Source organism: Micromonospora sp. WMMA1949 (assembly GCF_027460145.1).
GTDB lineage: Bacteria > Actinomycetota > Actinomycetes > Mycobacteriales > Micromonosporaceae > Micromonospora.
The window spans coordinates 4,976,069-4,997,727 of record NZ_JAPZBG010000001.1 but is presented as its reverse complement, the minus strand read 5'-3'; the positions used below and the strand labels follow the sequence as shown (position 1 = coordinate 4,997,727).

The window sequence follows — 21,659 nt, the reverse complement described above, 5'->3', positions numbered from 1 at the left end:
CGCCTGGTAGACCATTTTTCAGCAGTTGAACAGAGCCCACCCCGAAGGATGAGGCATTTCTTCTCCGCGATTGCTCCGACCGGCTCCCACCGGCACGCGAACACTTGCACGAATACGCGTCGATGACCTGTAGTGGTGCGGTGCCGGTATTCACGGGTTCCAGTATCAGGCAGCCGGTCTGCGGCAGCATCCACGAGACGAGACAACTGTTTCTCACGGGCCGTTCGACGGTCGCGGCGCACGTACGGAACGTCCTGGACGCCATTCGCGACACCGACCCGGAAATCGGGGCGTTCGTCGCGGTGGCGGGCGACGGCGCGCTGCGCGAGGCGGACGCGGCCGACCGGATGATCCGCACCGTCGGCGAGGCGGCCTTCCGGGAACGGCCGCTGCTCGGCGTCCCGGTCTCCGTCAAGGACCTGATCCAGACACGAGACCTTCCCACCCGCCGGGGCTCGCTCCTGCCCAACCGCCGGGCGGCGGCGGACGCGCCCGCCGTGGCGCGCCTGCGCGCGGCGGGTGCGATCGTCGTGGGCAAGACGACGACGTCGGAGTACGGGTGGAGCGCCAGCACGGTGAACCGGCTCGCCGGGCCGACGCGGAACCCCTGGGCACCGGACCGGACCGCCGGCGGTTCGAGCGGCGGATCCGCCGCCGCGGTGGCGGCGGGCCTGTGCGCCGCGTCGATCGGCACGGACGGGGCCGGCTCGGTGCGTATCCCCGCGGCGTTCTGCGGTGTGGTCGGGTTCAAGCCGTCCTTCGCCCGGATCCCCTACGTACCGCCGTGCGCCGACCGCCTGGCGCACGTGGGACCGCTGGCCCGCAGCGTCGCCGACGTCGCCGAGCTGATGGCCGTGCTGACCGGGCCGGACCAGCGGGACCCGGACTCGTCCACGGGCCCCTTGGCGTCCCGGGCGGCGCCCGCGTCGCTGCGGATCGGCTGGCTGGAGTTCCCGGGAACGTCCGACGAGGTCCGCGGCGTGACCGACGCCGTCCCGTCGGTGCTGACCGGCCTGGGCCACCGCGTCGAGCGCATCGAGGTCCCGTTCGCCGACCCGTACGCGGCCCTGGTGGATGTCGTCGCCGCCGCCGAGGCCGACGGTACGGCGCCGGAGGACGAGCACCTCTGCGACGAGGGCCGGCTGGCGGTCGTGCGGTACGGGCGGTCGCTGACCGGCGCGGCCGTGATGCGGGCCGAGGAGGTGCGGATGACGCTGCGGGCGACGCTCGCCGCCGTGATGGAACGCTACGACCTGCTGGCCATGGCGACCGTCCCGATCGAGCCGTTCGACGCCGACGCCGTCGCCCCGCCCTGGGCCGCCGACCCGGCCGATCTGCTGTGGCTCGCGTGGTCGCCGGCGACGTACCCGTTCAACATCACCGGTCAGCCGGCGCTGTCCCTGCCGGCCGGCCTGACGTCCCGCGGGTTGCCGGTCGGGCTGCAACTCGTGGGACGGCCCGGCGACGACGACCTGGTGCTCCGGCTGGCCGCCCGGGTCGAGTCGGAACTGGCCCACACGATGCTGCCGTCCGGCTGCGAGAGTCAAGGAGGACGATGACGATGTCCAGGCGATGGTCCCTGCTCGGCGACGGCAGCGGCGTCGGGCGCCCCTCGTTCGTGACCGAGTTCGGCCTGTGGGACGACGAGCAGGCTGCCGCGGCCGAGAAGGTCGAGGCGCAGCTCGACGACGTGGATCTCGTCCGGGTCGTCTTCTGCGACCCGCACGGCCTGGCCCGGTCCAAGACCGTACCGGTGAACGTCTTCCGCACGGTGCTGCGCAACGGCATGGACTTCAGTCCGGGACCGTTCCTCTTCGACACCGGCCATGCCGTCGCCGTGGACTTCCTCGCCGACTCCGGCGTCGGCGTCGGCGAGCTGCTCGGCGCGGGCGACTTCGTGCTGGTCCCGGATCCGCGCACGTTCCAGGTGCTGCCGGTGCGCGAGCAACGGACCGCCTGGGTCCTCGGCAACGAATACCTGCGCGACGGCACGCCGCACCCGCTGGCGTCCCGCGAGGTCCTGCGCCGGGTGTGCGCCATGTACGCCGACCGGCACCTCGTGCCGGTGATCGGGCTCGAGGTCGAGTGGTACCTGACGCGCCGGACCGCCGGGCCGGTGGGCAACGAGGGCAACGGATTCGGCCGGCAGGGCCCGGCCCCGTCGGTGGAGGCCGTCAACCCCGGGTACCAGTTCAACCTCGACAGCTACTACGACGCGGTGGCCGACGTCGCCGACCCGTTGGCCGCGATGCTCATGGCACTCGGCCTGCCGCTGCGCACGATCGAGCACGAGTCCGGTCCGGGGCAGCTCGAGACGACGTTCGACCCGATGCTGGCGCTGGACGCGGCGGACGCGATGCTGCTGTTCCGCACCCAGATCAAGCAGGAGTGCAGGCGCCGCGGCTACCACGCGTCGTTCATGACGCTGCCCCGGCTGGACGGGTTCGACCCGAGCGGCTGGCACCTGCACCAGTCGGTGACGAGCACGGCGACGAGCCGCAACCTGTTCGCGCCGGACGCCGGCACGGCGGGTCCGCTCTCCCCCGCGGGCGAGGCCTACGTGCAGGGCCTGCTGGCCCACGCGCGGGAGCTGTGCCTGCTGTCCGTCCCGACCGTGAACGGCTACCACCGGCTGGCGCCGCGGTTCACGCTCTCCCCCACCGCCGCCGACTGGCGCGAGGAGGACCGCAGCGCCATGGTCCGGGTGCTGAGCGGCGGCAGCTCGACGCACGTCGAGAACCGGGTCGGGGAACCGTGCGCGAATCCGTACCTGGTCATCGCCTCGCAGCTGTACGCGGGCCTGGCCGGGCTGGACGCCGGCGCCGCCCCGGGCGGCGGTGAGCCCGACGGGCTGCCGACGTCGCTGGACGAGGCGATCGACGCGTTCCGGGCGAGCAGCCGAGCCGAGGAGCTGCTCGGCACGCCGCTGAAGACCTGTCTGACGAAGCTCAAGGAGAGCGAGGCGTCCCGCTTCCGCGCCTGGTGCGCGACGGAACACCCGCCCGCCGACCACGTCACCGAATGGGAGCACCGCGAGTACTTCGGTGTCTTCTGACCACGCCGGCCCCACCCGCTCGAAAGGAGAACGGTCATGTCACGGTACGACTGGGGAGGGTCCACCCCCGCCATCGACAAGCTCAAGGACGCCGTCGAGCCCGCCCGGCAGAAGGTGATCGGGCACCCGCTCTACGGTCAGCTGAACACCGTCGACGCGGTGGTCACCTTCATGGAGCACCACGTCTTCGCGGTCTGGGACTTCATGTCCCTGCTCAAGTCGCTGCAGCGGCAGCTCACCTGCGTCGAGGTGCCCTGGGTGCCGTCCGGGCATCCCGGCAGCAGCCGGCTCATCAACGACATCACCCTCGTCGAGGAGAGCGACGAACTCGGCGACGGCTTCATCAGCCACTTCGAGCTGTACGTCAACGGCATGCGTCAGGCGGGCGCCGACACCACCCGGATCGACGAGTTCATCGGTCTGCTGCGCGCCGGCGAGCCGGTGCGGGCCGCCGCCCAGAAGGCCGGCGTGCCCGGGCCTTCGGCCGAGTTCATCGGTACGACCTGGACGATCATCGAGGGCGCGCCCGTGCACTGTCAGGCCGCCGCGTTCGCGTTCGGCCGCGAGGACCTGATTCCCGACATGTTCGACCAGGTGGCCGCGCTCGACGCCGGCGTCGGCGTGCTCTCCACCTTCGTCGACTACCTGCGGCGGCACATCCAGGTGGACAGCGAGGAGCACACGCCGATGGCGATGCAGATGCTCGCCGACCTGTGCGGGGACGACAACGGCAAGTGGGAGCAGTGCGAGGACACCATCAACACCGCGCTGGCGGCCCGGGTCCGGCTCTGGGACGGCATCCTCGCGGAGATCTCCGAGCGCTCCCGCTGATCGGCCGTGCGCTTCGTACCGGGCGGCCGCCGGCGTGCCCGGGTGACACCAGGAAGACGAGGTGAGGACAGGACATGCCGTGGGCAAAGGAGACCGCTGCCGGAGCGGACGCCGCGCGCGCCGCCCGGATCGCCCAGCGGACCAGGAACGAGGACTGGAAGAAGCCGCCACGCCGCATCGAGGCTTCCGAGTGCATCACGTGCGACACGTGCCTGCGCAGCTGCCCGCCCGAGTTCGGGGCGATCTTCGACCGGGGGCTGGACGTCGTGATCATCCCGGAGCTGTGCTCCGGGTGCCCGGTGTGCGTGATGGTCTGCCCGGTCGACTGCATCTATGTGGACGAGCAGTGGACGGCCACCGACGACAGCCTCTGGAACCACATCGACCTCACCGCGGAGGGGCAGCATGACCTTGCCGGTCGAGCCCGATAGCGGGCTCTCCCGCAGAGCCGCTCTGGCCAAGGCACGGCAGAGCCGCCGGCCCAGCCGGCTCGGGCGGCAGGCCGGAGCCGCGGCCCGGCCCGACTATCCGGTCGCCGGGGACGCCGGTTTTCCCGGTCTGCTGAAGCGGGTCTGGCAGCGCGCGGCCACCGAACCGGACCTGGCGGCGGCCCTGGACACGCTGCTCACCCTCGACGGGCACGTCCCGGCGGACATCCAGCTCCGGGCCCTGCCCGCCGCAGAGGAGTGCGCGCTGCGGATCCTGTTCGGCCGCTCGTGGCGCGACGACGGCGGCGGCGTGGCGCCGCAGCCGGCCGGTGGCAGCGAGGCGGCCTTCCTCGGCGAGGTCGGGCTGACCACGGGCGGCCGGGTGGTCGTCCGGGTGCCGTCGAGGGGTCCGCTCACCAGTACCGACGACCTCGTCGGCGGTGTGCTGCGCGTACCCTGGTCCGCGCAGGACCTGGCGGACTACCGGACGCGGCTCGCCGAAGCCGACGAGCGCCTGCGCGACTCGGTCGCCGACTGCCGCCGCTGGCTGGCCGACGCCGGCCCGGACGGCCGGGAGAAGGTGCTGGAGGAGCTCACCGAGGCGGTCCGCCGGACCGCGCCGGTGGTGTTCTACTGCGGCGACCGGCAGTACACCAACTTCCGCGACCACAACACCCTGACCGGCAAGACGCTGTGGCCCGGGCACCCCGACTGCGCGTTGAGCAGCCTGGTCGCCGTACCGCTGGAGCTGTGGTCGGACAGCGATGTCCTGATGGTGGTCTGCCTCACGCTGCTGGTCCGGTCGGCCGGGTACGGCCGGATCGAGGAGGCCAACGGCACCCAGCTGACGCTCGACCACGTGGCCCACCTCCTGGAACGCACGCGGGTCGCGTACAACGCGGTCCCCGGCGGGGACCCGGTGCCGGCCGCCGCGTCGGCCGGGGTGGCGGCCCTCGACGCGCTCGCGGTGGCGGTCGCGCGGCGCCGACGCGAGATCGCCGGGCGGGTTCAGCTCTACCGGGAGATCCACGGACCGTTGATGCACAAGGTCGAGCGGATCGCCGGACCCGCCACCGCCAGGGTGGAACGAGCCGAGGCGGACCTCTGCGCCCGCCTGCGTGACCGGCTCCCCGTCTCCGGAGCGACACTCGGGGAACTCGGTGCCGGCATCGACGCGTCACCCGGCTGGCTGGTCGAGCCGCACGGCGACTTCGGCACGGGGCTGGAGTCCCTGGTGTACGAGACGGTGTGCGCGGCGACCACGGTGTTCGACGCCGACTTCGCGATGAGCCGCGGCATGCGCTCGCTGACCCGGCTCGTCGCGTCACTCCGGGAGGAGAGCTGGTCCACGATCACGGCGTGGGACATCCCGCACTTCTTCTGCTGCGTGGTTCCCACGCCGCAGGCCCGCCGGTACTTCGGGGACTCCCCCGCCCACCTGGCCGACACCGCGTGGTCCATCGCCGCGCGCATGCAGTACAACTCGTGGCACTTCCTGGTCGGCAACCTGCCGAAGGTGCCGGCGGTGGTGGACCGGGACTACTTCGTGCCGCCCACGATGCCGGACATCGCCTACCACTCCGATCAGCACCATCACGGCCACGTCGCCGCCAAGGTGCGCTTCAGCATCCGCAGTCCACAGCCCGTCGTCGTGCTGGGACGTACCTTCACCGGCTTCGTCGACCTGCGCCTGCTGCGCAGCGAAGGGAAGCCGTTCGACGAGCAGGACCTGCTGGCCACGCATCGCACGTCGGGCTTCATCGCCCGGGCGACGACCAGCGCCGCCCGGCTGGTCGCCGACGGCGCCGGCCTCGACGTCACCGCGTTCGACAGCCGGTGGCACTGGGAGACGATCACCGCACGATAGGACGACACCGCAACCGTCAGCGGCCCCTGGCGAGAACGCCAGGGGCCGCCGGCGGTGTGTGGACCGGGTCAGGCGGGCGTGGTCTGCGCCGCGGACCGGGAGTGCACGACGCGGTAGGTGTTCCACTCGGCGGAGGTCGCCAGCGAGTCCCGCTTGTCCAGCGACGCGCGGCGCGCGGCGGGCTGATCCGCCGAGGGCAGGGCGCGGAACGCGTCGTAGGACTCCTTGCCGTCCCACTGCGAGTAGACCACCACGAAGTCCTTCTCCTGGCCCACGGCCGTCAGACCCCCGTCGGTGCCGCCGACGCCGCGCGACCGGATGCCGCGCAGGACGGTCTGGGAGCGGTATCCCGGCACGTCCACCAGCCACTCGTGCATGGCGCCCTGGACGCGGATCAGCTCACTCTGGTCGGCGGGCGCCACCCCGAGGATCTCGATGACCGTGTAGTCGTCGCGGTCCGGTGAGATCTCCGTGACGTCACCCAGTGCCGGGTGGCGCTGACTCAGCTCGACCTCCGTCTGCATCAGCCGGATGTACGTGGCGATCTCGTGGAACACCGGAACCGTCCGGTGCTTGAACTCGTCGCCGGCGTACCGCGACTCCAGGTCCTGGTTGCCTCGCCACTGGATGAAGTTGGCGGTGCCGGGCCGCTCCTGCCCCTGGTGCACGGTGCTCGAGATCCAGCCGGGGTAGTCGGCGACGTCGACGATCGCCCGCATCTCGCCGACGAGCCGGTGCACACGCTCCGGGGTGTCGGTCTTGAACAGGTTGATGACCGTCAGGTAGCCGTTCTCGGGGTCGATGAAGGGCATGCTTCTCCTCGCATCCTCTGATGGACGTGATCGCGGCGGCGCCCGCCGCGAGAGGGCTAGGCTCGGCCGAACCACCGGGCCAGGGCGTCGGGCAGCTCGGTGCCGTCCGCCGCGTCGGGACGGACCCACGCGACATAGCCGTCCGGGCGGACCAGCACGGCGTCGACGTCGGCCAGCGCGCCGGACGGCCGCGACGCCGGGGTCACCACGTCGACCCGGTCCTTCCACGGCTCGGCCGCGGCGCGCAGCTTCGCGTCGTCGGCCAGGTCCAGGACGACGGCCCGGCCGGAGTGCAGGAGTTCGAACGCGCGCGTCGTGCCGGAAGGGCCGAAGTCGCCGGTGAGCTCGACGTCGGGCAGCCGCCGGCCGAGCAGCGGGTGGCTGCCCGCTCCGACGTCGTAGCGGATGTCCAGGCCGGTGACCATGCCCACCAGCAGCTTCTGGACCTCCTCGTACGCGAGCAGCTCCGTCATGACGGCCCGCATCGGGTCCATCTCGTCGCCGCCCAGGTACAGGATGCGCTGCGCGAGGGTGTTGGTCAGGATCCGGGCGCCCACCGGGTGCCGCTCGTCGTGGTAGGTGTCCAGCAGGTCGTCCGGGGCGTGACCGTTGATCACGGCGCCCAGCTTCCATCCGAGGTTCACGGCGTCGCCGACCCCCGCGCTCATCCCCTGCGCGCCCACCGGCAGGTGGATGTGGGCGGCGTCGCCGAGCAGGAACACACGTCCGCGCCGGTACTCCGCCGCCTGCCGGCTCGCGTCGGTCGTCCAGCTCGTCCACAACGGCTTCCCGCCGCTGATGTCCTCGCCGGTCAGCCGGTTCCACGCGGCGGCGACCTCGGCGAAGCTCGGGGCGCCGTCGCCCTGCCGGGTCATGCCGCGCTCGTAGACGACGACGCGGTTGACCCCCGGGCCCAGCGGCAGCACCATGACCATCCCGCCCGGCACCCGCTCGCCGGAGAAACGGGGCCGCAGTTCACAGCCGGCCACGTCGGCGAACCACATCTCGATCGTGGCGTCGGTGCCGGGGAAGTCCACGCCGACCAGCTTGCGGACGGTGCTGCGGCCGCCGTCGCACCCGGCCAGGTAGCGGGCACGCAGCTGCTTGCGGCCCTCGGGGGTGACCACGTCCAGCTCGACGCCGTCGTCGGTCTCCCGCACACCTGTCACGTCGTGGCTGCGGAGGACGGCGGCGCCCTGCTCGGCGGCCCAGCCGGTCAGCACGCCCTCGGTGAGGGACTGCGGCTTGCCCCGGGCGCCGTACGAGCCGCCCTCGACGACGCGGTAGTCCAGCGGGAGCCCGCCGAAGTGACCGAAGGGGATGGTCTGCAGCTCGCCGAAGCGGGGCAGGAGCCCGCGCTGGTCGAACTCCTCGATGGTGCGCGCCGAGAAGCCGAGCGCACGGGACTGCTTCGTCGGCTCGGCGAGCCGGTCCAGGACGAGGGCCTCGACGCCGGCCAGGCGAAGCTCCCCGGCGAGCATGAGCCCGGTGGGGCCGGCCCCCACGATGATGACGTCCGCGTCAAACTCTGGCATTGTCCGTCCTACCTTCCGCGAGTAGCAGCTTGTCGATCGCCCGGTTCAGGCCGTCCTCGTCGTCGCCGGCCCACGCGATGTAGCCGTCGGGCCGCAGGAGGAGGGCGGTGGTTCCCGGAAGGGAACCCTTGTCGGGACGTGCGTGGACCGTGGGAACAGTGCGGCGGACGGCGTCCGGGCCGGGGGCGAGCCGGACCACGACCGGCCCGGGGTTCGCCACCGGAAGCGGTCCCGAGTCCGTGCGCAGCCGCAGGTTCACCACCCGCCGCCCCACCAGCGGCGATGTCGGCGGGCCGTAACGGTCGCCGACGTTGGCGGCCGTCTCCGCCAGGTGGGCGCGGACCTGGCCGAGTGCGACGAGTTCGGCGAGGACCGCGCGCAGCGGATCGATCTCGGCGCCGCCCAGCAGCAACATCTCCTGCGCCGCCACGTGGTCGAGCACGCGCGCCGCGACGGGGTGCCGCTCGTCGTGGTAGCTGTCCAGCAGCCCCGGAGCGGCCCGGCCGTGCACTGTCGCGGCCAGCTTCCAGCCCAGGTTGACCGCGTCCTGGAGCCCGACGTTGAGAGCCTGACCGCCGATCGGCATGTGCCAGTGGGCGGCGTCGCCGGCCAGCAGGACCCGGCCACGCCGGTACGCGTCGGCCTGGCCTCTGGAGTTGTCGAACGCGTCGAGCCAGACGGCGGTCCCGCCGGACAGGTCCTCGCCGGTGACGTCCCGCCAGGCCCGGATCACCTCGCCGAAATCGGGAGGACCGCTGCGCCGGGTCACCGGCCGGCCGCGCGGGTGCACCATCACCCGTGTCACACCGTCGCGGGTCGCCGCCACCGCGAACCCGCCGTCCAGCCGCTCGAACCTGCGGTCGCGGATCCGGACACCCGTCACGTCCGCCCGCAGCAGCTCCTTCGTCGCCGGCGTGACCGACGCCGGGAACCCGTGCAGCCGGCGTACGGTGCTGTGCGCCCCGTCGCACCCGACCACGAAGCGGGCCCTGACGGTCCGATCACCGTCTGGTCCCCGGAGCCGGCACACCACGTGGTCCGGCCGCTCGGTGAGCCCGGTCAGCTCCTGCGCCCGCAGCACTGTCACGCCGAGGCGTTCGGCCTGCCGCCCGAGGACGGCCTCGGTCCGGTACTGGGGCACCTTCCAGCCGCCCCGGTAGTCGCTGTCCAGCTGCGACAGGTCGAACGCGAGACCCGCGAAGTGCGCGCGCGGCTCGTGCACCGCCTCGTCGAGCAGCTCGTCGAACCCGCGCTCGTGCAGCAACTCCGCGGTCAACGTGGAGAGCTGGCTGGCCCGCGACTCGGTCATCGGCGTGGCGAGACGCTCCACGACGACGACCGGCACGCGAGCCCGTCCGAGTTCGCAGGCCAGCATGAGTCCGACCGGGCCGGCACCGACGACGACGACCGGGGAGACGGTCACGGGACCGGGTGCCTGCCGCCGCCGCCCTCGGCGTACGCCTTCGCGGCCCGCAGGGTCGTCAGGCTGTTGGCACTGAGGGCGTTGCGGACCAGCTGCTGCGCCGTGGCCAGATCGGCCTCCGGGCCCAGGAGCTCGGTGATCCGCGCGGTGTTGATCCGGACCGTGTGCCGCGAGGTGACCGCCACCTGGCCGGCGCCCTGCGGCTCGATGAGCCAGCGGCCGGTGTGCAGCGTCATCAGTGCGGGCGTGACGGTCTGCTTGTACACGATGCTGCGGTGGGGTTCACACACGCGGACGGAGCGCGTCGTGTGCACCGACCCGTCCTTGGTCCGGGTGTCCATCTCGAGCACCTGGAGGCCCGGCGAATCCTCCTCGAGCGAGACCCGGGCGACGTGCGGGAGCCGCTGCGGCCACAGCTGGGCGTTGTTGAGGAAGTCGTAGACGTCCTCGGCGCTGCCCTCGACCGTCACGGTGTCGGCGAAGGTGAAGCACTGGCCCGGCTCCGCCGGCTCGGCGCTGGACTTCAGCGCCTGCAGCTCCGACGCGCTGTTGCGGTCCACCGCCTGCTTGATCCACTCGAGGTCGGCGGGCTCGTCGCTGGCCGGGAAGAAGTCGTGCAGCAGCCGTACCCGGCAGGTGGCGTCGGTGATCGGCTCGATCACCCACGCCCCGCCCATGCCGCCGACCGGATGCTGCGACCGCTCCTGCCGGAACGACACGCTCAGGCGGTCGGGGTCGTGTCGGCGGCGGGACGTCCACGTCTTGGCGACGCCGTTGGCGGTCGCCCAGATCCTGATCAGCTCGGTGTCGCCGTCGCGTTCGAGACACTCGGCGTGCACGGTCGGCGGGAACACCTCCGGCCAGGTGCCGACATCCTCGATCAGGGCGTAGACCCGCTCGGCGGGAGCGTCGACGACGATCAGGTGCTCCGTCTCGTGGACCGTATCGGTGGTCACGTTTGCCTCCTCTGGCGACGGGACGTCTATCGGGCGGACGCGAGCTGCGGGGAGTCCGCCGTGTCGCCGGCCGGCCGGGGCGCGCCGAACCAGCGCCGCAGCGCCTCGTCGAGGTCGCCTCCGTCCGGCGCGACCCAGGCGACGTGCCCGTCCGGGCGGACCAGCACCGATTCCGGCGCGGCCCCGTCCTCGCGCGACCCGACCGGCACGCTGCGGACGCGTACCACGTCGACCCGGTCGGACCAGGGCGCGGCGCGACGGCTGGTCTCCCCGGAGCCGTCGGCGGTGATCAGCACGCCGCGCGCGGTGTGCAGCAGCCGCGCGATCCGGTCGGTGCCGCCGTCCGCGAGGTCCACGTCCCGGTCCGGGATCCGCGCGCCGAGGAGCGGGTGGCCCTCCGCGCCGACGTCGTACCGGATGTCGAGTCCGCTCACCATGCCGGACAGGTGTCGCGCCACCACGGGCAGCGCGATGAGCTCCGCCACGACGGCCCGCAGCGGCTCCGTCGCCTTGCCGCTGAGGTTCAGGGTCCCCTGGGCCCGCGTGTTGCGCAGGACCCGGGCGCCCACCGGGTGCCGCTCGCTGTGATACGTGTCGAGAAGGGCGTCGTCCCCCGTCCCCCGGACCGCGGCCGCGAGCTTCCAGCCGAGGTTCACCGCGTCCTGCAGGCCGATGCTCATCCCCTGGCCGCCGGCGGGGAGGTGGATGTGCGCGGCGTCGCCGGCCAGCAGGACGCGGCCCCGCCGGTACTCGGTGACCTGCCGCGTGGCGTCGGTGAAGCGGCTGACCCATCGCGCCTCGCCGCCGTGGATGGAGTCGCCGGTAAGCCGCTGCCAGGCGTCCGCCACGTCGGCGAAGGTGACCTGGCGGTTGCGGTCCGGCGGCGTACCGGTCTCGCAGACGATGATGCGGAAGTAGCCCTCGCCGAGCGGGCCCGCCATGACCATGCCGTTCGGGAGCAGTTCGCCGATCATCCGGGGCCGGATGTCACAGCCGGTGACGTCCGCCAGGTACATCTCGCACGTCGCGTCCCGGCCCGGGAAGTCGAAGGCGGCCAGCTTCCGCACCGTGCTCCGGCCGCCGTCACACCCGACGAGGTACCGGGCCGAGTACTCGGCACGGCCGTCGGGACCCTGCACGGTCACCGTGACGCCGTCTCCCGAATCGGCCAGGTCGGTGAGCTCGTGCCCGCGGTGCAGAGTCACACCGAGTTCCAGCGCCCGCTTCTCCAGCATCTCCTCCACCACGAACTGGGGTGCGCCGCGCACGCCGAAGTGCGAGTCCTCGAGCACCCCGAAGTCGAGCGGGATGCCGCCGAAGTGCCCCTGCCGGGTGATCTCGGTGTTCTCCAGCCTCTCGAGGAGGCCGCGCTGCTGGAACACCTCCGCCGCGCGCGCCGTGAAGCCGATGCCGCGTGACTCCCAGCTCCGCTCGCTCCGCCGTTCGAAGACGGTGACCTCCGCGCCACCGAGGCGAAGTTCGGCAGCGAGCATCAGTCCCGTGGGACCAGCACCGATGACGATGACATCCGTATCCATGATCTGACCTCGCTTCTCGTGGGAGTCCCGCAGCCGGGGCGTGCCCGCCGCGGCTCAGGCGGGAGTGGCTTCGATGATCGAGACCGGCGAGGCGGTGGGGATCACCCTGGTGACCTTCATGCCCGCCTTGGCGAAGAGCTCGGTGTACTGCGGCAGGGTGCGCTCCTTCGCGCCGAGGAGGAGCAGCAGCCACAGGTCGATGATGTTTCCGATGTGGCGCTTGTTGTTCTCCTCGAGCACGTACTCGATCACGAGCATCCGGCCGCCGGGAGCGATCGCCTCCCGGACGTTCTGCAGCAGCTGCAGGCATGCCTGCTCCGGGAAGTCGTGCAGGATGTGCTTGAGCACGTAGGCGTCGGCCCCGGCCGGCAGCTTGTCGAAGTGGGAACCGTTCTCGATCGTGACCCGGTCGGCGACGCCTGCGGCCTCGAGCGTCGCCGGCGCGTCAGCGGTCGCGACCTCGTTGTCGTACAGGATGCCCCGGGTCTTGGTTGCCCCGGCGAGGATGCCGGCCAGGAGCCGGCCGCGCCCGCCGACGACGTCCACGATGGTGCCGAAGCTCGAGAAGTCGTACGCCGCGAGGACCGGGTCGGTCTCCGAGTCGGACATGCTGCCCATGCCCTGGAAGAACTCGGCGGCGTACGCGGGGTTCGACATGAGGAACTCGTAGGCGCCCATGCCGCGCAGCTTGGGCATGTTGGCCTCGCCGGTGCGGACCGACTCGATGAGGTGCGCCCACTCCTCCCAGAGCAGCGGGTGCCCCATCAGCATGGCGATGCCGCGCATCGAGTCCGGGGCGCCCTCGCGCAGCGCGTCACCCATCGGCGTGAGCTCGAACCGGCCGTCGGCCCGAAGCGCGAACACCGAGCAACCGGAGAGAGTACGCAGCAGCCGGTACGTCGCCTCGCTGTCGGATCCGACGCGCTTGGCGATCTCCTCGGCCGGCAGGGGCCCGTCGGCGAGAACGTCGGCGACGCCGAGCTTGGCTGCCACGGAGATCGCCTGGGTGATCACCGAACCCTGGATCAGATCGAGCAGCGCGTAGGCCGCCGAGTTGTCCCGCACTGCGGGCACGGTAGGCAATGCGGACATGATTCTCCTCCAGGAATGGGAAATTGCGGGGTTGCCAGACGATAGATCGGTGCCTTTTCCGATCGCAAGCTCCGCCGAGGTCGTTCAACTGGAGAGCCGGAGCGGTTGAAACAAATGCTTCCACCGAGGCTCGAGTGAGATTTCTGAAATTGCTGAGATACTGCCGCGACACGATATTGGTGAGGGGCGGGTCGAATGACGGACAACGGACAGCGAGTTGCGCTGATCACCGGTGGAACCAGCGGAATCGGCCTTGCGGTGGCGGAAAGACTCGCCCGTGACGGCCTCAAGGTCTTCGTCTGTGCGCGGAACCCCGAATCCGTCGAGGAGACGGTCGGCAAGCTACGCGCGGCCGGTCACGACGCCGACGGCGTGACCGCCGACGTCCGGCGCGGTGAGGACGTCGAACAGCTGGTGGCTGCCGCCGTGCGCAGGTACGGGCGTGTCGACGTCCTGGTCAACAGCGCCGGCCGCAGCGGCGGCGGGGTGACCAGCGACATCAGTGACGAACTCTGGTACGACGTCATCGAGACCAACCTGAACGGCGTCTTCCGGGTGACCCGGGAGGTGCTCCGGTCGGGCGGGTCGCTCGACCGCGGCTGGGGACGGATCATCAACATCGCGTCGACCGGCGGCAAGCAGGGTGTGGTGCTGGGCGCCCCGTACTCCGCGTCCAAGCACGGTGTCGTCGGCTTCACGAAGGCGCTGGGACTGGAACTGGCGAAGACCGGGGTCACGGTGAACGCCGTCTGTCCCGGCTACGTCGAGACGCCCATGGCCCAGCGGGTACGGCAGGGCTACGCCGCGCACTTCGAGACGACCGAGGCGGCGATCCTCGAGCGGTTCGAGGCGAAGATCCCCCTCGGCCGGTACTCCACCCCCGAGGAGGTCGCCGGCCTCGTCGGTTATCTGGTCAGTGATGCCGCCGCCCCGGTGACCGCGCAGGCGATGAACGTCTGTGGTGGCCTCGGGAACTACTGATCGCGTCCACCCCCGATCCCGCAACGAAGGCGGTGAGCTTGACATGCACAGCACCCTGATCGTCGGTCGGATGCAACCGCAGTCGTCGACCGAGGTGGCCGAACTGTTCGGCGCGTTCGACCGGACCGACATGCCACAGCGCATGGGCACCCGGCGTCGTGAGCTCTTCAGCTATCGAGGGTTGTACTTCCACCTGCAGGACTTCGACGGCGAGTACGGCGGCGAGCGGATCATCGAGGCCCGCACCGACCCCCGGTTCATCAGGATCAGCGAGGACCTGAAGCCGTTCATCGAGCCGTACGACCCGGCGACCTGGCGCTCCCCCGCGGACGCCATGGCCACCCGCTTCTACCACTGGGAGCCGCTCGGCTGATCCGCCGGCCGCACTCGCGAGTCGTACGAGTTCCGATCACAAGCACTGCGAGGAGGCCGGCGATGCCGGACGGTGTCGGTACCACTGTGGACTTCTGGTTCGACCCGACGTGTCCATGGGCGTGGATCACCTCTCGGTGGATTCTCGAAGTCGCCGAACACCGTCCGGTCAGGCCGTGCTGGCACGTCATGAGTCTGGCGGTGCTCAACGAGGGGCGCGACGACCTGCCCGAGCGGTACCGGACGGGTCTGCGGTCCTCGCTGGAGGCGGTGCGGGTCTGCGTCGCCGCCGAGCAGCGGTACGGGCCGGAGTCGCTGGGACGGCTCTACACCGAACTGGGTACCCGGTTCCACGTCGACCGGGCGTCCCGGGACCGGGCCACCTACGAGGCGGCGCTGGTCGCCGCCGGCATGGATCCCGGGGTGGCCGCGGCGGCCGGGTCCGACGAGTTCGACGAGGCCGTTCGAGCCTCGCACGACGACGGCATCAGCCGGGTCGGCACCGACGTGGGCACACCGGTCATCGCGGTGGGGGACGTCGCGTTCTTCGGCCCGGTGGTGTCACCGGTCCCGCGTGGCGACGCCGCGCTCCGGCTCTGGGACGGCGTGCTCGCGCTGGCCCGGACCGACGGGTTTTTCGAGCTCAAGCGCAGCCGCACCAGCGGCCCGGTCGTCACCTGATCCGCGCGATGTGCCCGCCCTCCCCGGATCGGGAGGGCGGGCACATTTGTCGCGCCGGCTGGTCAGGCCGCCACAGGGGCGGTCCAGCTGGTACGCAGGAAGTCCTCCAGGCTGACCAGGTCCTGCCGGATGCGCCGGAGTGCCGGCAGGTCGGCGCGGTAGCCCCTGTCGTTGAAGAAGTCGAACATGGCCGCCAGGTCCGGGCGAACGGCTCGGAGCTGTTCGATGGGCAGCTCCTGGTAGCGCGCCGGAATGCCCGCCACGCGCGCGAACGCCTCGGCCATCTGCGGCCCGGTGAGTTCGTCACCGGCGATCTCCACCTGCCGGCCCAGCCAGGTGTCCGGATCCTCGAAGGCGTCCGCGGCGAACCCGGCGATGTCGCTGGTCGCGATGAGCTGCAGCGGGACGTCGGGCCGCAGCCACAGGCCGAGGACCAGCCGGCCGTCCACGAGGCGGGGACCGGTGTCCAGGAAGACCTCGTGGAACATCGTCGGCCGCAGGACGGTCGCCGGGACACCGAGCTTCTGGATGTGCTGCTCGACGTGCCACTTGCTCTCGAAGTGGTCGACACCGCTGGACCGTTCCGCGCCGCCGACGGAGCTGTAGACGAGGTGTGCCACGCCGGTCCGGGCGGCCGCGTCGGCCACCGCCTTGCCCTGCCGCTCCTCGGTGGCCACCCCGCCGGGCGTCCGGAACGTCTGGACGCTGAACACCCCGTGCACGCCGGTCATCGCCGCCCGCAACGAGGCCTCGTCGTCGAAGTCGCCGTGCACCAGCACGGCGCCCGCGTCGGCCAGCGCCCGCGCCGCGGGAGCCTGCGGGTCGCGGACCAGGGCGTGCACCACCCGCCCTCGCCTCAGCAGCTCGCGAGCGGTCGCACCACCCTGCCGGCCGGTACCGCCCAGCACCAGAATCGGCCCATCTACCGCCACGATCCCTGTCCCCCTTGTCGTCAAGTCGTCGATCCGTCGCCCCGGGCCTGTCACCAGGGAACGACGCCTTCCTCCGCCAGGCAGGCGCCCGACGGTCCCGTGTCGTCGAGCGTCGCCAGCCGGACCGCGATCGCCGCCCCCTGAGCCGGAGTCCGGTTTCCGCGGTGGTGGTTGAGGTCCGTCGCCACCACTCCGGGGCTCGCCGCGTTCACCTTGATCGGCGTGTCCCGCAGCTCCTTGGCGTACGCGACAGTGACGGCGTTCAGCGCGGTCTTCGACGACTGGTACGCGACCATGTTGAGGCCGGCGAACGGCGAGTCCGGTGCCGAGTTCAGGGTGAGGGAGCCCAGGTGGCTGGACATGTTGACGATTCGCGCGGCCTCGGCGCGGCGCAGCAGCGGGAGCATCGCGTTCGTCACCGACACGACACCGAGGACGTTCGTCTCGTACACCTGACGGAGATCGGCCGCGCTCACCGTGCTGGGGGCACCGGTGGAGCCGCCGGCGATCCCGGCGTTGTTCACCAGCACGTCCAGGCGGCCGTAGCGCCGCTCGATCTCGGCCGCGGCGTCGACGACGGAGGTCTCGTCCGTCACGTCGATCCGCAGCCGGACGGCCTCGACGCCCCCGGCCGACAGCGACTCGACCGCCTGCTTGCCGCGGACCTCGTCCCGGGCTCCGACGAGGACGACGTATCCCCGCTCCCCCATCTGGCGTGCGATCTCGTACCCGATGCCCTTGTTCGCGCCCGTGATGAGCGCGATTCTGCCGACCGGCACGTCTGGAATCCTTCCCTCGTGCTTTTGTGTCCATCCTGATCGGCAGCACGACATCCGGCATCTCTGAAATTGCTCTGCGCGGCCACCGGTTCAACCAGGAGGAATGCACGGTCGAACAATTGAGCACGTTTCGATGGTTCGACGTTGAGCCGCGCGGAAATGATGTGTACTTTGGCGTCGCGATTCTCTGGCCGCGGCGCGTGGAGGTCCGAAACAATGCAAACTGATGTGATCGTGGTGGGCGCGGGCCCGGTCGGCCTGATGCTCGCCGGCGAACTGCACCTGGGTGGGGCGAGAGTCCGCGTCTACGACCGGCTCGCCGCGCCCACCGGTGAGTCCCGCGCGCTCGGCTTCAACAGGCGCGCCGCCGAGTCGCTGGACCAACGCGGTCTGCTCCCCCGGCTCGGCGCCTTCCGGTGGGGCCCGATGGGCCACTTCGGGGGCGTGCGGATCGCTCTCGACATGCTCGACGACGACCACAGTGGTGTGCTGGGCCTGCCTCAGTCCCGGACCGAGGAGATGCTGGCGGGGTGGCTGAACGAACTCGGCGTACCGGTCCGCCGGCGCCACGAGCTGGTCGGCCTGCGGCAGACGGAGCACGGGGTCGTGGCGACCTTCGACGAGCCCGCGGGACGCGTCGAGGAGACCGCCGCCTACCTGGTCGGGTGCGACGGCGCGGGAAGCACCGTCCGTGCGCTGGCCGGTATCGGGGCCGACGCGACGCCGGCCACCCGGGGCATGTACACCGCGGAGGTCACCGGGGTGGCGCTGCGGCCGCGACCGATCGGTGAACGCCTTCCCGGCGGCAACATGGTGGTGTGCACTCCGGTCGGCCAGGGCCGCTACCGCATCGTGATCCACGACCGGGCGCTGCGCCCGCACCCCGATCCGGCGGCACTGACGTTCACCGAGGTCGCCGACGCGTGGCAGCGGCTCACCGGCGAATCCATCCACCACGGCGCGGCACCGTGGTTGTGGGCCAGCGGCAACGCCTCAGCGGTGGCCGACGAGTACCGGCACGGCCGGATCTTCCTCGCCGGCGACGCCGCGCACGAGATGCCACCGCTTGCCGCCTGGGGGCTCAGCGCCGGCCTGCTGGACGCGGTGAACCTGGGCTGGAAGCTGGCGGCGGCGGTACGGGGCTGGGCGCCGGACGGCCTGCTCGACACCTACCAGGCCGAACGCCACCCGATCGGACGGCAGCTGATCAGCAACGCCAAGGCCGCGTCGATGCTGTACCTCGGCGACGACGGCGTGGAACCCCTGCGTCGCGTGCTGTCCGACCTGGCCACCGCGAAGGCGGCGGCGGCACACCTCATCGGTCTGGGCAGCGGGCTGGGCATCCGCTACGACACCGGCCCCGGCGACCACCCCCTGCTCGGCCGACGCATGCCACCCGATGACCAACTCACCCTGCCCGACGGCACCCACACCCGCATCGCCGACCTCCTCCACCCCGCCCGCGCCGTCCTCGTCACCACCGACACCACCACACCACCCACCCACCACTGGCACGACCGCGTCGACACCGTCACCGGAACCTGGACCCACCAACCCGACACCCCACTCGACACCGTCCTCATCCGACCCGACGGCTACGTCGCCTGGACCTCACCCGGCAGCACCGACACCCTCACCGACACCCTCACCCACTGGTTCGGCAGCGTCGACGCCGGCCGGATCGGAGCAGCGCGATGACCCGGGACGTGATCGTGGTCGGGGCCGGCCCCGTCGGTCTGATGATGGCCGGCGAACTGCGCCTCGGCGGAGCCGATGTCGTCGTCTACGAGAAGCTGCCCGAGCGGCCGACGGAGTCGCGCGGCGCCAGCTTCACCCGGCGTACGGCCGAGTGCTTCGACCAGCGTGGGCTGCTGGGCAGGCTGGGCGCGACGGAGCCGGCGGACAGCCACTTCGGTGGCGTGCCCCTCGACCTCGGCCTGCTGCCGGAGAATCACGCCGGCTTCCGGGGAATCTCCCAGTTCCGCACCGAGCGGATGCTGGAAGGCTGGGTGGCCGAACTCGGGGTGCCGGTGCGCCGTGGATACGAGGTCACGGGCTTCGAGGAGAGCGCGGACGGCGTCGTCGTCACCTTCGACGGTCCGGAGGGCAGCGGCCGGGACGCCGCTCGGTACCTGGTGGGCTGCGACGGCGGACGCAGCGCCGTCCGCCGGTTCGCCGGCATCGACTTCACCGGCCCGGAACCCACCCGCGGGTTCTACACCGCCGACGTCACCGGGATCGACACCCGCCGCCGGCGCATCGGCGAGAACCTGCCCGGCGGCAGCATGGTGATGGCGATGGACCTGGAGAACGGTGTCACCCGCGTCGTCGTGCACGAGCGGGGCATGCGCCCGAAGGACCGCGACTCGCTGAGCTACCGGGAACTCGCCGACGCGTGGCAGCGGCTCACCGGTGAGTCCATCCACCACGGACGGTGTCGCTGGATCAGCTGCTTCACCGACGCCTCGCGCGTCGCCGCGGAGTACCGGCGTGGCCGGGTGTTCCTGGCCGGCGACGCCGCTCACGTGCAGCCACCGGCAATGGCGCAGGGTTTGAGCGTGGGCGTCCAGGACGCGGTGAACCTCGGTTGGAAGCTGGCGGCGGCGGTGCGGGGCTGGGCGCCGGACGGCCTGCTCGACACCTACCAGACCGAGCGCCTCCCGATCGGGCGGCAGCTGGCCCGCAACGCCCGGGCCGCCATCGAGCTGCGGCTCACCGGCGAGGAGATGGACCCGGTCCGCGGTGTGCTCGCCGAGCTGGCCACCTACCGGGACTCGGCCGGACATCTCGCCGGGATGCTCAGCGGGCTGGGCATCCGCTACGACACCGGCCCCGGCGACCACCCCCTGCTCGGCCGACGCATGCCACCCGATGACCAACTCACCCTGCCCGACGGCACCCACACCCGCATCGCCGACCTCCTCCACCCCGCCCGCGCCGTCCTCGTCACCACCGACACCACCACACCACCCACCCACCACTGGCACGACCGCGTCGACACCGTCACCGGAACCTGGACCCACCAACCCGACACCCCACTCGACACCGTCCTCATCCGACCCGACGGCTACGTCGCCTGGACCTCACCCGGCAGCACCGACACCCTCACCGACACCCTCACCCACTGGTTCGGCAGCGCCCTCACCAGCACCGGGGTACGACCGGCCGACGGCTAGCCCTGTCCACCCCGTCTCGACTGCGGCTAAAGATCCCTCTGCCAACCTCGTCGCAAACCGCAACAGAGGGGGGTCGCACCGGATGTCTCGCCGCAACGGGCAGGCTGCTCTGGCTAGGGAGAGCCTCGCGCTCGCCGTGTCGGACGACGACGGGTCCACTGACGGGGACGGATTCGATCTGAGGAACTTCGAGAGGCTCCCGGCGCGGGACGTTCCCGTCAACGCGCTGTCACCCAACCTTCGTCTGCGTCAGGGCGGGACGAACCCCGCCCACGTGCAACTGCTCGTCGACGCGGCCGGCACCGCGGAGCTTCCGCCGATCCTCGTCCAGGAGGACGGCTGGTGCGTCATCGACGGCCTGCACCGGCTGGAAGCCGCCCGGCTCCGCGGCGACCAGGTCATCAAGGCCCGCTTCCTGGACTGCACCGCCTCCGAGGCACTCGTCCTGGCGATGAAGGCCAACATCGCCCACGGGCTTCCCCTGTCCCGGGCCGACCGCCTGGCCGGCGCCGATCGGGTCCTGGCCCAGCATCCCGACTGGTCCGATCGCGCCCTGGCCGGCATCACCGGGCTGAGCGCGAAGACCATCGCGTCGCTGCGCGCCCGGTCGGCGGGCGCCGTCGATCCCGGGAGCAAGCGGATCGGCCGGGACGGGAGGCGGCGCCCGGTCACCGCCGCGGAGGGCCGGCGGCGCGCCGCCGAGTACCTCAGCGCACACCCGAACGCCCCGCTCCGGCAGGTCGCCCGGGAGGCGGACGTCTCCCTCGGCACCGTGCACGACGTGAGCGCCCGGCTCCGCCGTGGCATCAGCCCCGAGCGTAACGGGCACCGCCAGCCCGCGGACCGCCCGGACGGGGAGCCGGACGACAGAGCCGCGACAGCGACCGCCGCCTCGCCGGCGGCTCCCCGCGCGGTGGTACGACGCAAGGGCTGCTCGGACGCCCCACTCACCTGGGCCGGGGTGGCGGAGAAACTGGCCACCGACCCGTCGATCCGGTACACCGAGGGCGGCCGGGCGTTCATCCGCTGGATGGCATGGCACGCGGGCGCCCCGGATCGGTGGCGCGACGTCGCCGGCTCGATCCCGCCGCACTGGCTGAGCGTGATCGCTCCCATCGCGGACAGCATCAGCAAGGAGTGGAGCCTGTTCGCCGAGCAGCTGAAGCGGAAGCAGGAAGCCGGACAGTAACGGCCGCGGTTC

Annotated in this window: 20 protein-coding genes; 12 read left to right on the top strand and 8 right to left on the bottom strand. The window is 71.7% G+C overall.

Annotated elements, in window-relative coordinates; genetic code table 11:
• The first annotated feature begins 122 nt into the window (after positions 1-122).
• The 5 genes from O7607_RS23480 to O7607_RS23460 all read left to right on the top strand — a co-directional run bounded on the left by O7607_RS23480 (position 123) and on the right by O7607_RS23460 (position 6,181).
• The gene (locus O7607_RS23480; RefSeq protein ID WP_269705349.1) at positions 123-1,559 is read left to right on the top strand and encodes an amidase; all 1,437 of its coding nucleotides are present in this window, start codon (positions 123-125) and stop codon (positions 1,557-1,559) included.
• Positions 1,556-3,055: a glutamine synthetase family protein gene (locus O7607_RS23475; RefSeq protein ID WP_332367320.1), complete on the top strand. Its 1,500-nt coding sequence runs from the start codon at positions 1,556-1,558 to the stop codon at positions 3,053-3,055. The genes O7607_RS23480 and O7607_RS23475 overlap by 4 nt, the downstream gene beginning before the upstream one ends.
• Before the next feature lie 36 nt (positions 3,056-3,091).
• Positions 3,092-3,886 (top strand): DUF3050 domain-containing protein, encoded by a 795-nt coding sequence (locus O7607_RS23470; RefSeq protein WP_269705347.1) that lies wholly within the window; start codon positions 3,092-3,094, stop codon positions 3,884-3,886.
• Between the two features lie 74 nt (positions 3,887-3,960).
• Positions 3,961-4,317 carry a 4Fe-4S dicluster-binding protein gene (locus O7607_RS23465; RefSeq protein ID WP_269705346.1) on the top strand — a complete coding sequence of 119 codons (357 nt, stop codon included), beginning with the start codon at positions 3,961-3,963 and terminating at the stop codon, positions 4,315-4,317.
• A complete protein-coding gene (locus O7607_RS23460) occupies positions 4,292-6,181 on the top strand; it encodes a hypothetical protein (protein ID WP_269705345.1) in 1,890 nt (629 codons plus the stop codon). Before O7607_RS23465 ends, O7607_RS23460 begins: the two co-directional genes overlap by 26 nt.
• A gap of 68 nt (positions 6,182-6,249) precedes the next feature.
• On the opposite strand, the gene O7607_RS23455 is transcribed toward O7607_RS23460, so the two are convergent.
• Genes O7607_RS23455 through O7607_RS23430 form a run of 6 tightly spaced genes read right to left on the bottom strand, consistent with a single transcriptional unit; the run spans position 6,250 to position 13,537 of the window.
• Positions 6,250-6,993 carry an antibiotic biosynthesis monooxygenase family protein gene (locus O7607_RS23455; protein ID WP_269705344.1) on the bottom strand — a complete coding sequence of 248 codons (744 nt, stop codon included), beginning with the start codon at positions 6,991-6,993 and terminating at the stop codon, positions 6,250-6,252.
• A 56-nt stretch (positions 6,994-7,049) separates the two neighbouring features.
• Positions 7,050-8,528, bottom strand: a complete 1,479-nt coding sequence (locus O7607_RS23450) for an FAD-dependent monooxygenase (RefSeq protein ID WP_269705343.1) — start codon at positions 8,526-8,528, stop codon at positions 7,050-7,052.
• Positions 8,515-9,951: an FAD-dependent monooxygenase gene (locus O7607_RS23445; RefSeq protein ID WP_269705342.1), complete on the bottom strand. Its 1,437-nt coding sequence runs from the start codon at positions 9,949-9,951 to the stop codon at positions 8,515-8,517. The genes O7607_RS23450 and O7607_RS23445 overlap by 14 nt, the downstream gene beginning before the upstream one ends.
• A complete protein-coding gene (locus tag O7607_RS23440; RefSeq protein WP_269705341.1) occupies positions 9,948-10,907 on the bottom strand; it encodes an aromatase/cyclase in 960 nt (319 codons plus the stop codon). The genes O7607_RS23445 and O7607_RS23440 overlap by 4 nt, the downstream gene beginning before the upstream one ends.
• 26 nt (positions 10,908-10,933) lie before the next feature.
• Positions 10,934-12,445, bottom strand: a complete 1,512-nt coding sequence (locus O7607_RS23435; protein WP_269705340.1) for an FAD-dependent monooxygenase — start codon at positions 12,443-12,445, stop codon at positions 10,934-10,936.
• A gap of 54 nt (positions 12,446-12,499) precedes the next feature.
• Positions 12,500-13,537, bottom strand: a complete 1,038-nt coding sequence (locus tag O7607_RS23430) for a methyltransferase (protein WP_269705339.1) — start codon at positions 13,535-13,537, stop codon at positions 12,500-12,502.
• A 195-nt stretch (positions 13,538-13,732) separates the two neighbouring features.
• On the opposite strand from O7607_RS23430, the gene O7607_RS23425 reads away from it, so the two are divergent.
• The 3 genes from O7607_RS23425 to O7607_RS23415 all read left to right on the top strand — a co-directional run bounded on the left by O7607_RS23425 (position 13,733) and on the right by O7607_RS23415 (position 15,571).
• Positions 13,733-14,518 carry an SDR family NAD(P)-dependent oxidoreductase gene (locus O7607_RS23425; protein WP_269705338.1) on the top strand — a complete coding sequence of 262 codons (786 nt, stop codon included), beginning with the start codon at positions 13,733-13,735 and terminating at the stop codon, positions 14,516-14,518.
• Between the two features lie 43 nt (positions 14,519-14,561).
• On the top strand, positions 14,562-14,891 hold the full coding sequence (locus tag O7607_RS23420) for a TcmI family type II polyketide cyclase (RefSeq protein WP_269705336.1): 330 nt from the start codon (positions 14,562-14,564) through the stop codon (positions 14,889-14,891).
• A gap of 62 nt (positions 14,892-14,953) precedes the next feature.
• Positions 14,954-15,571: a mycothiol-dependent nitroreductase Rv2466c family protein gene (locus O7607_RS23415; RefSeq protein WP_269705335.1), complete on the top strand. Its 618-nt coding sequence runs from the start codon at positions 14,954-14,956 to the stop codon at positions 15,569-15,571.
• A 62-nt stretch (positions 15,572-15,633) separates the two neighbouring features.
• Here the strand turns inward: O7607_RS23415 and O7607_RS23410 are convergent, their stop codons facing one another.
• Both O7607_RS23410 and O7607_RS23405 read right to left on the bottom strand, forming a co-directional pair.
• Positions 15,634-16,503, bottom strand: coding sequence for an NmrA/HSCARG family protein (locus O7607_RS23410; protein WP_269705334.1), 870 nt, complete (start codon positions 16,501-16,503; stop codon positions 15,634-15,636).
• 50 nt (positions 16,504-16,553) lie between these two features.
• Positions 16,554-17,282, bottom strand: coding sequence for an SDR family oxidoreductase (locus tag O7607_RS23405; protein WP_269705333.1), 729 nt, complete (start codon positions 17,280-17,282; stop codon positions 16,554-16,556).
• A 26-nt stretch (positions 17,283-17,308) separates the two neighbouring features.
• On the opposite strand from O7607_RS23405, the gene O7607_RS23400 reads away from it, so the two are divergent.
• From O7607_RS23400 to O7607_RS23385, 4 genes are all read left to right on the top strand, one after another.
• Positions 17,309-17,509, top strand: coding sequence for a hypothetical protein (locus O7607_RS23400; protein ID WP_269705332.1), 201 nt, complete (start codon positions 17,309-17,311; stop codon positions 17,507-17,509).
• On the top strand, positions 17,499-18,980 hold the full coding sequence (locus tag O7607_RS23395) for an FAD-dependent monooxygenase (RefSeq protein ID WP_269705330.1): 1,482 nt from the start codon (positions 17,499-17,501) through the stop codon (positions 18,978-18,980). Before O7607_RS23400 ends, O7607_RS23395 begins: the two co-directional genes overlap by 11 nt.
• Complete coding sequence (locus O7607_RS23390; protein WP_269705329.1) at positions 18,977-20,458, top strand: FAD-dependent monooxygenase; 1,482 nt, start codon at positions 18,977-18,979, stop codon at positions 20,456-20,458. The genes O7607_RS23395 and O7607_RS23390 overlap by 4 nt, the downstream gene beginning before the upstream one ends.
• An 82-nt stretch (positions 20,459-20,540) precedes the next feature.
• Positions 20,541-21,647, top strand: a complete 1,107-nt coding sequence (locus O7607_RS23385) for a ParB/RepB/Spo0J family partition protein (RefSeq protein WP_332367319.1) — start codon at positions 20,541-20,543, stop codon at positions 21,645-21,647.
• The last annotated feature ends 12 nt before the right edge of the window (positions 21,648-21,659 follow it).

Coding starts and splice junctions, on each gene's coding strand:
- O7607_RS23480 (WP_269705349.1), top strand. CDS start 123: ATGACCTGTAGTGGTGCGGTGCCGGTATTCACGGGTTCCAGTATCAGG.
- O7607_RS23475 (WP_332367320.1), top strand. CDS start 1,556: ATGACGATGTCCAGGCGATGGTCCCTGCTCGGCGACGGCAGCGGCGTC.
- O7607_RS23470 (WP_269705347.1), top strand. CDS start 3,092: ATGTCACGGTACGACTGGGGAGGGTCCACCCCCGCCATCGACAAGCTC.
- O7607_RS23465 (WP_269705346.1), top strand. CDS start 3,961: ATGCCGTGGGCAAAGGAGACCGCTGCCGGAGCGGACGCCGCGCGCGCC.
- O7607_RS23460 (WP_269705345.1), top strand. CDS start 4,292: ATGACCTTGCCGGTCGAGCCCGATAGCGGGCTCTCCCGCAGAGCCGCT.
- O7607_RS23455 (WP_269705344.1), bottom strand. CDS start 6,993: ATGCCCTTCATCGACCCCGAGAACGGCTACCTGACGGTCATCAACCTG.
- O7607_RS23450 (WP_269705343.1), bottom strand. CDS start 8,528: ATGCCAGAGTTTGACGCGGACGTCATCATCGTGGGGGCCGGCCCCACC.
- O7607_RS23435 (WP_269705340.1), bottom strand. CDS start 12,445: ATGGATACGGATGTCATCGTCATCGGTGCTGGTCCCACGGGACTGATG.
- O7607_RS23430 (WP_269705339.1), bottom strand. CDS start 13,537: ATGTCCGCATTGCCTACCGTGCCCGCAGTGCGGGACAACTCGGCGGCC.
- O7607_RS23425 (WP_269705338.1), top strand. CDS start 13,733: ATGACGGACAACGGACAGCGAGTTGCGCTGATCACCGGTGGAACCAGC.
- O7607_RS23420 (WP_269705336.1), top strand. CDS start 14,562: ATGCACAGCACCCTGATCGTCGGTCGGATGCAACCGCAGTCGTCGACC.
- O7607_RS23415 (WP_269705335.1), top strand. CDS start 14,954: ATGCCGGACGGTGTCGGTACCACTGTGGACTTCTGGTTCGACCCGACG.
- O7607_RS23395 (WP_269705330.1), top strand. CDS start 17,499: ATGCAAACTGATGTGATCGTGGTGGGCGCGGGCCCGGTCGGCCTGATG.
- O7607_RS23390 (WP_269705329.1), top strand. CDS start 18,977: ATGACCCGGGACGTGATCGTGGTCGGGGCCGGCCCCGTCGGTCTGATG.
- O7607_RS23385 (WP_332367319.1), top strand. CDS start 20,541: ATGTCTCGCCGCAACGGGCAGGCTGCTCTGGCTAGGGAGAGCCTCGCG.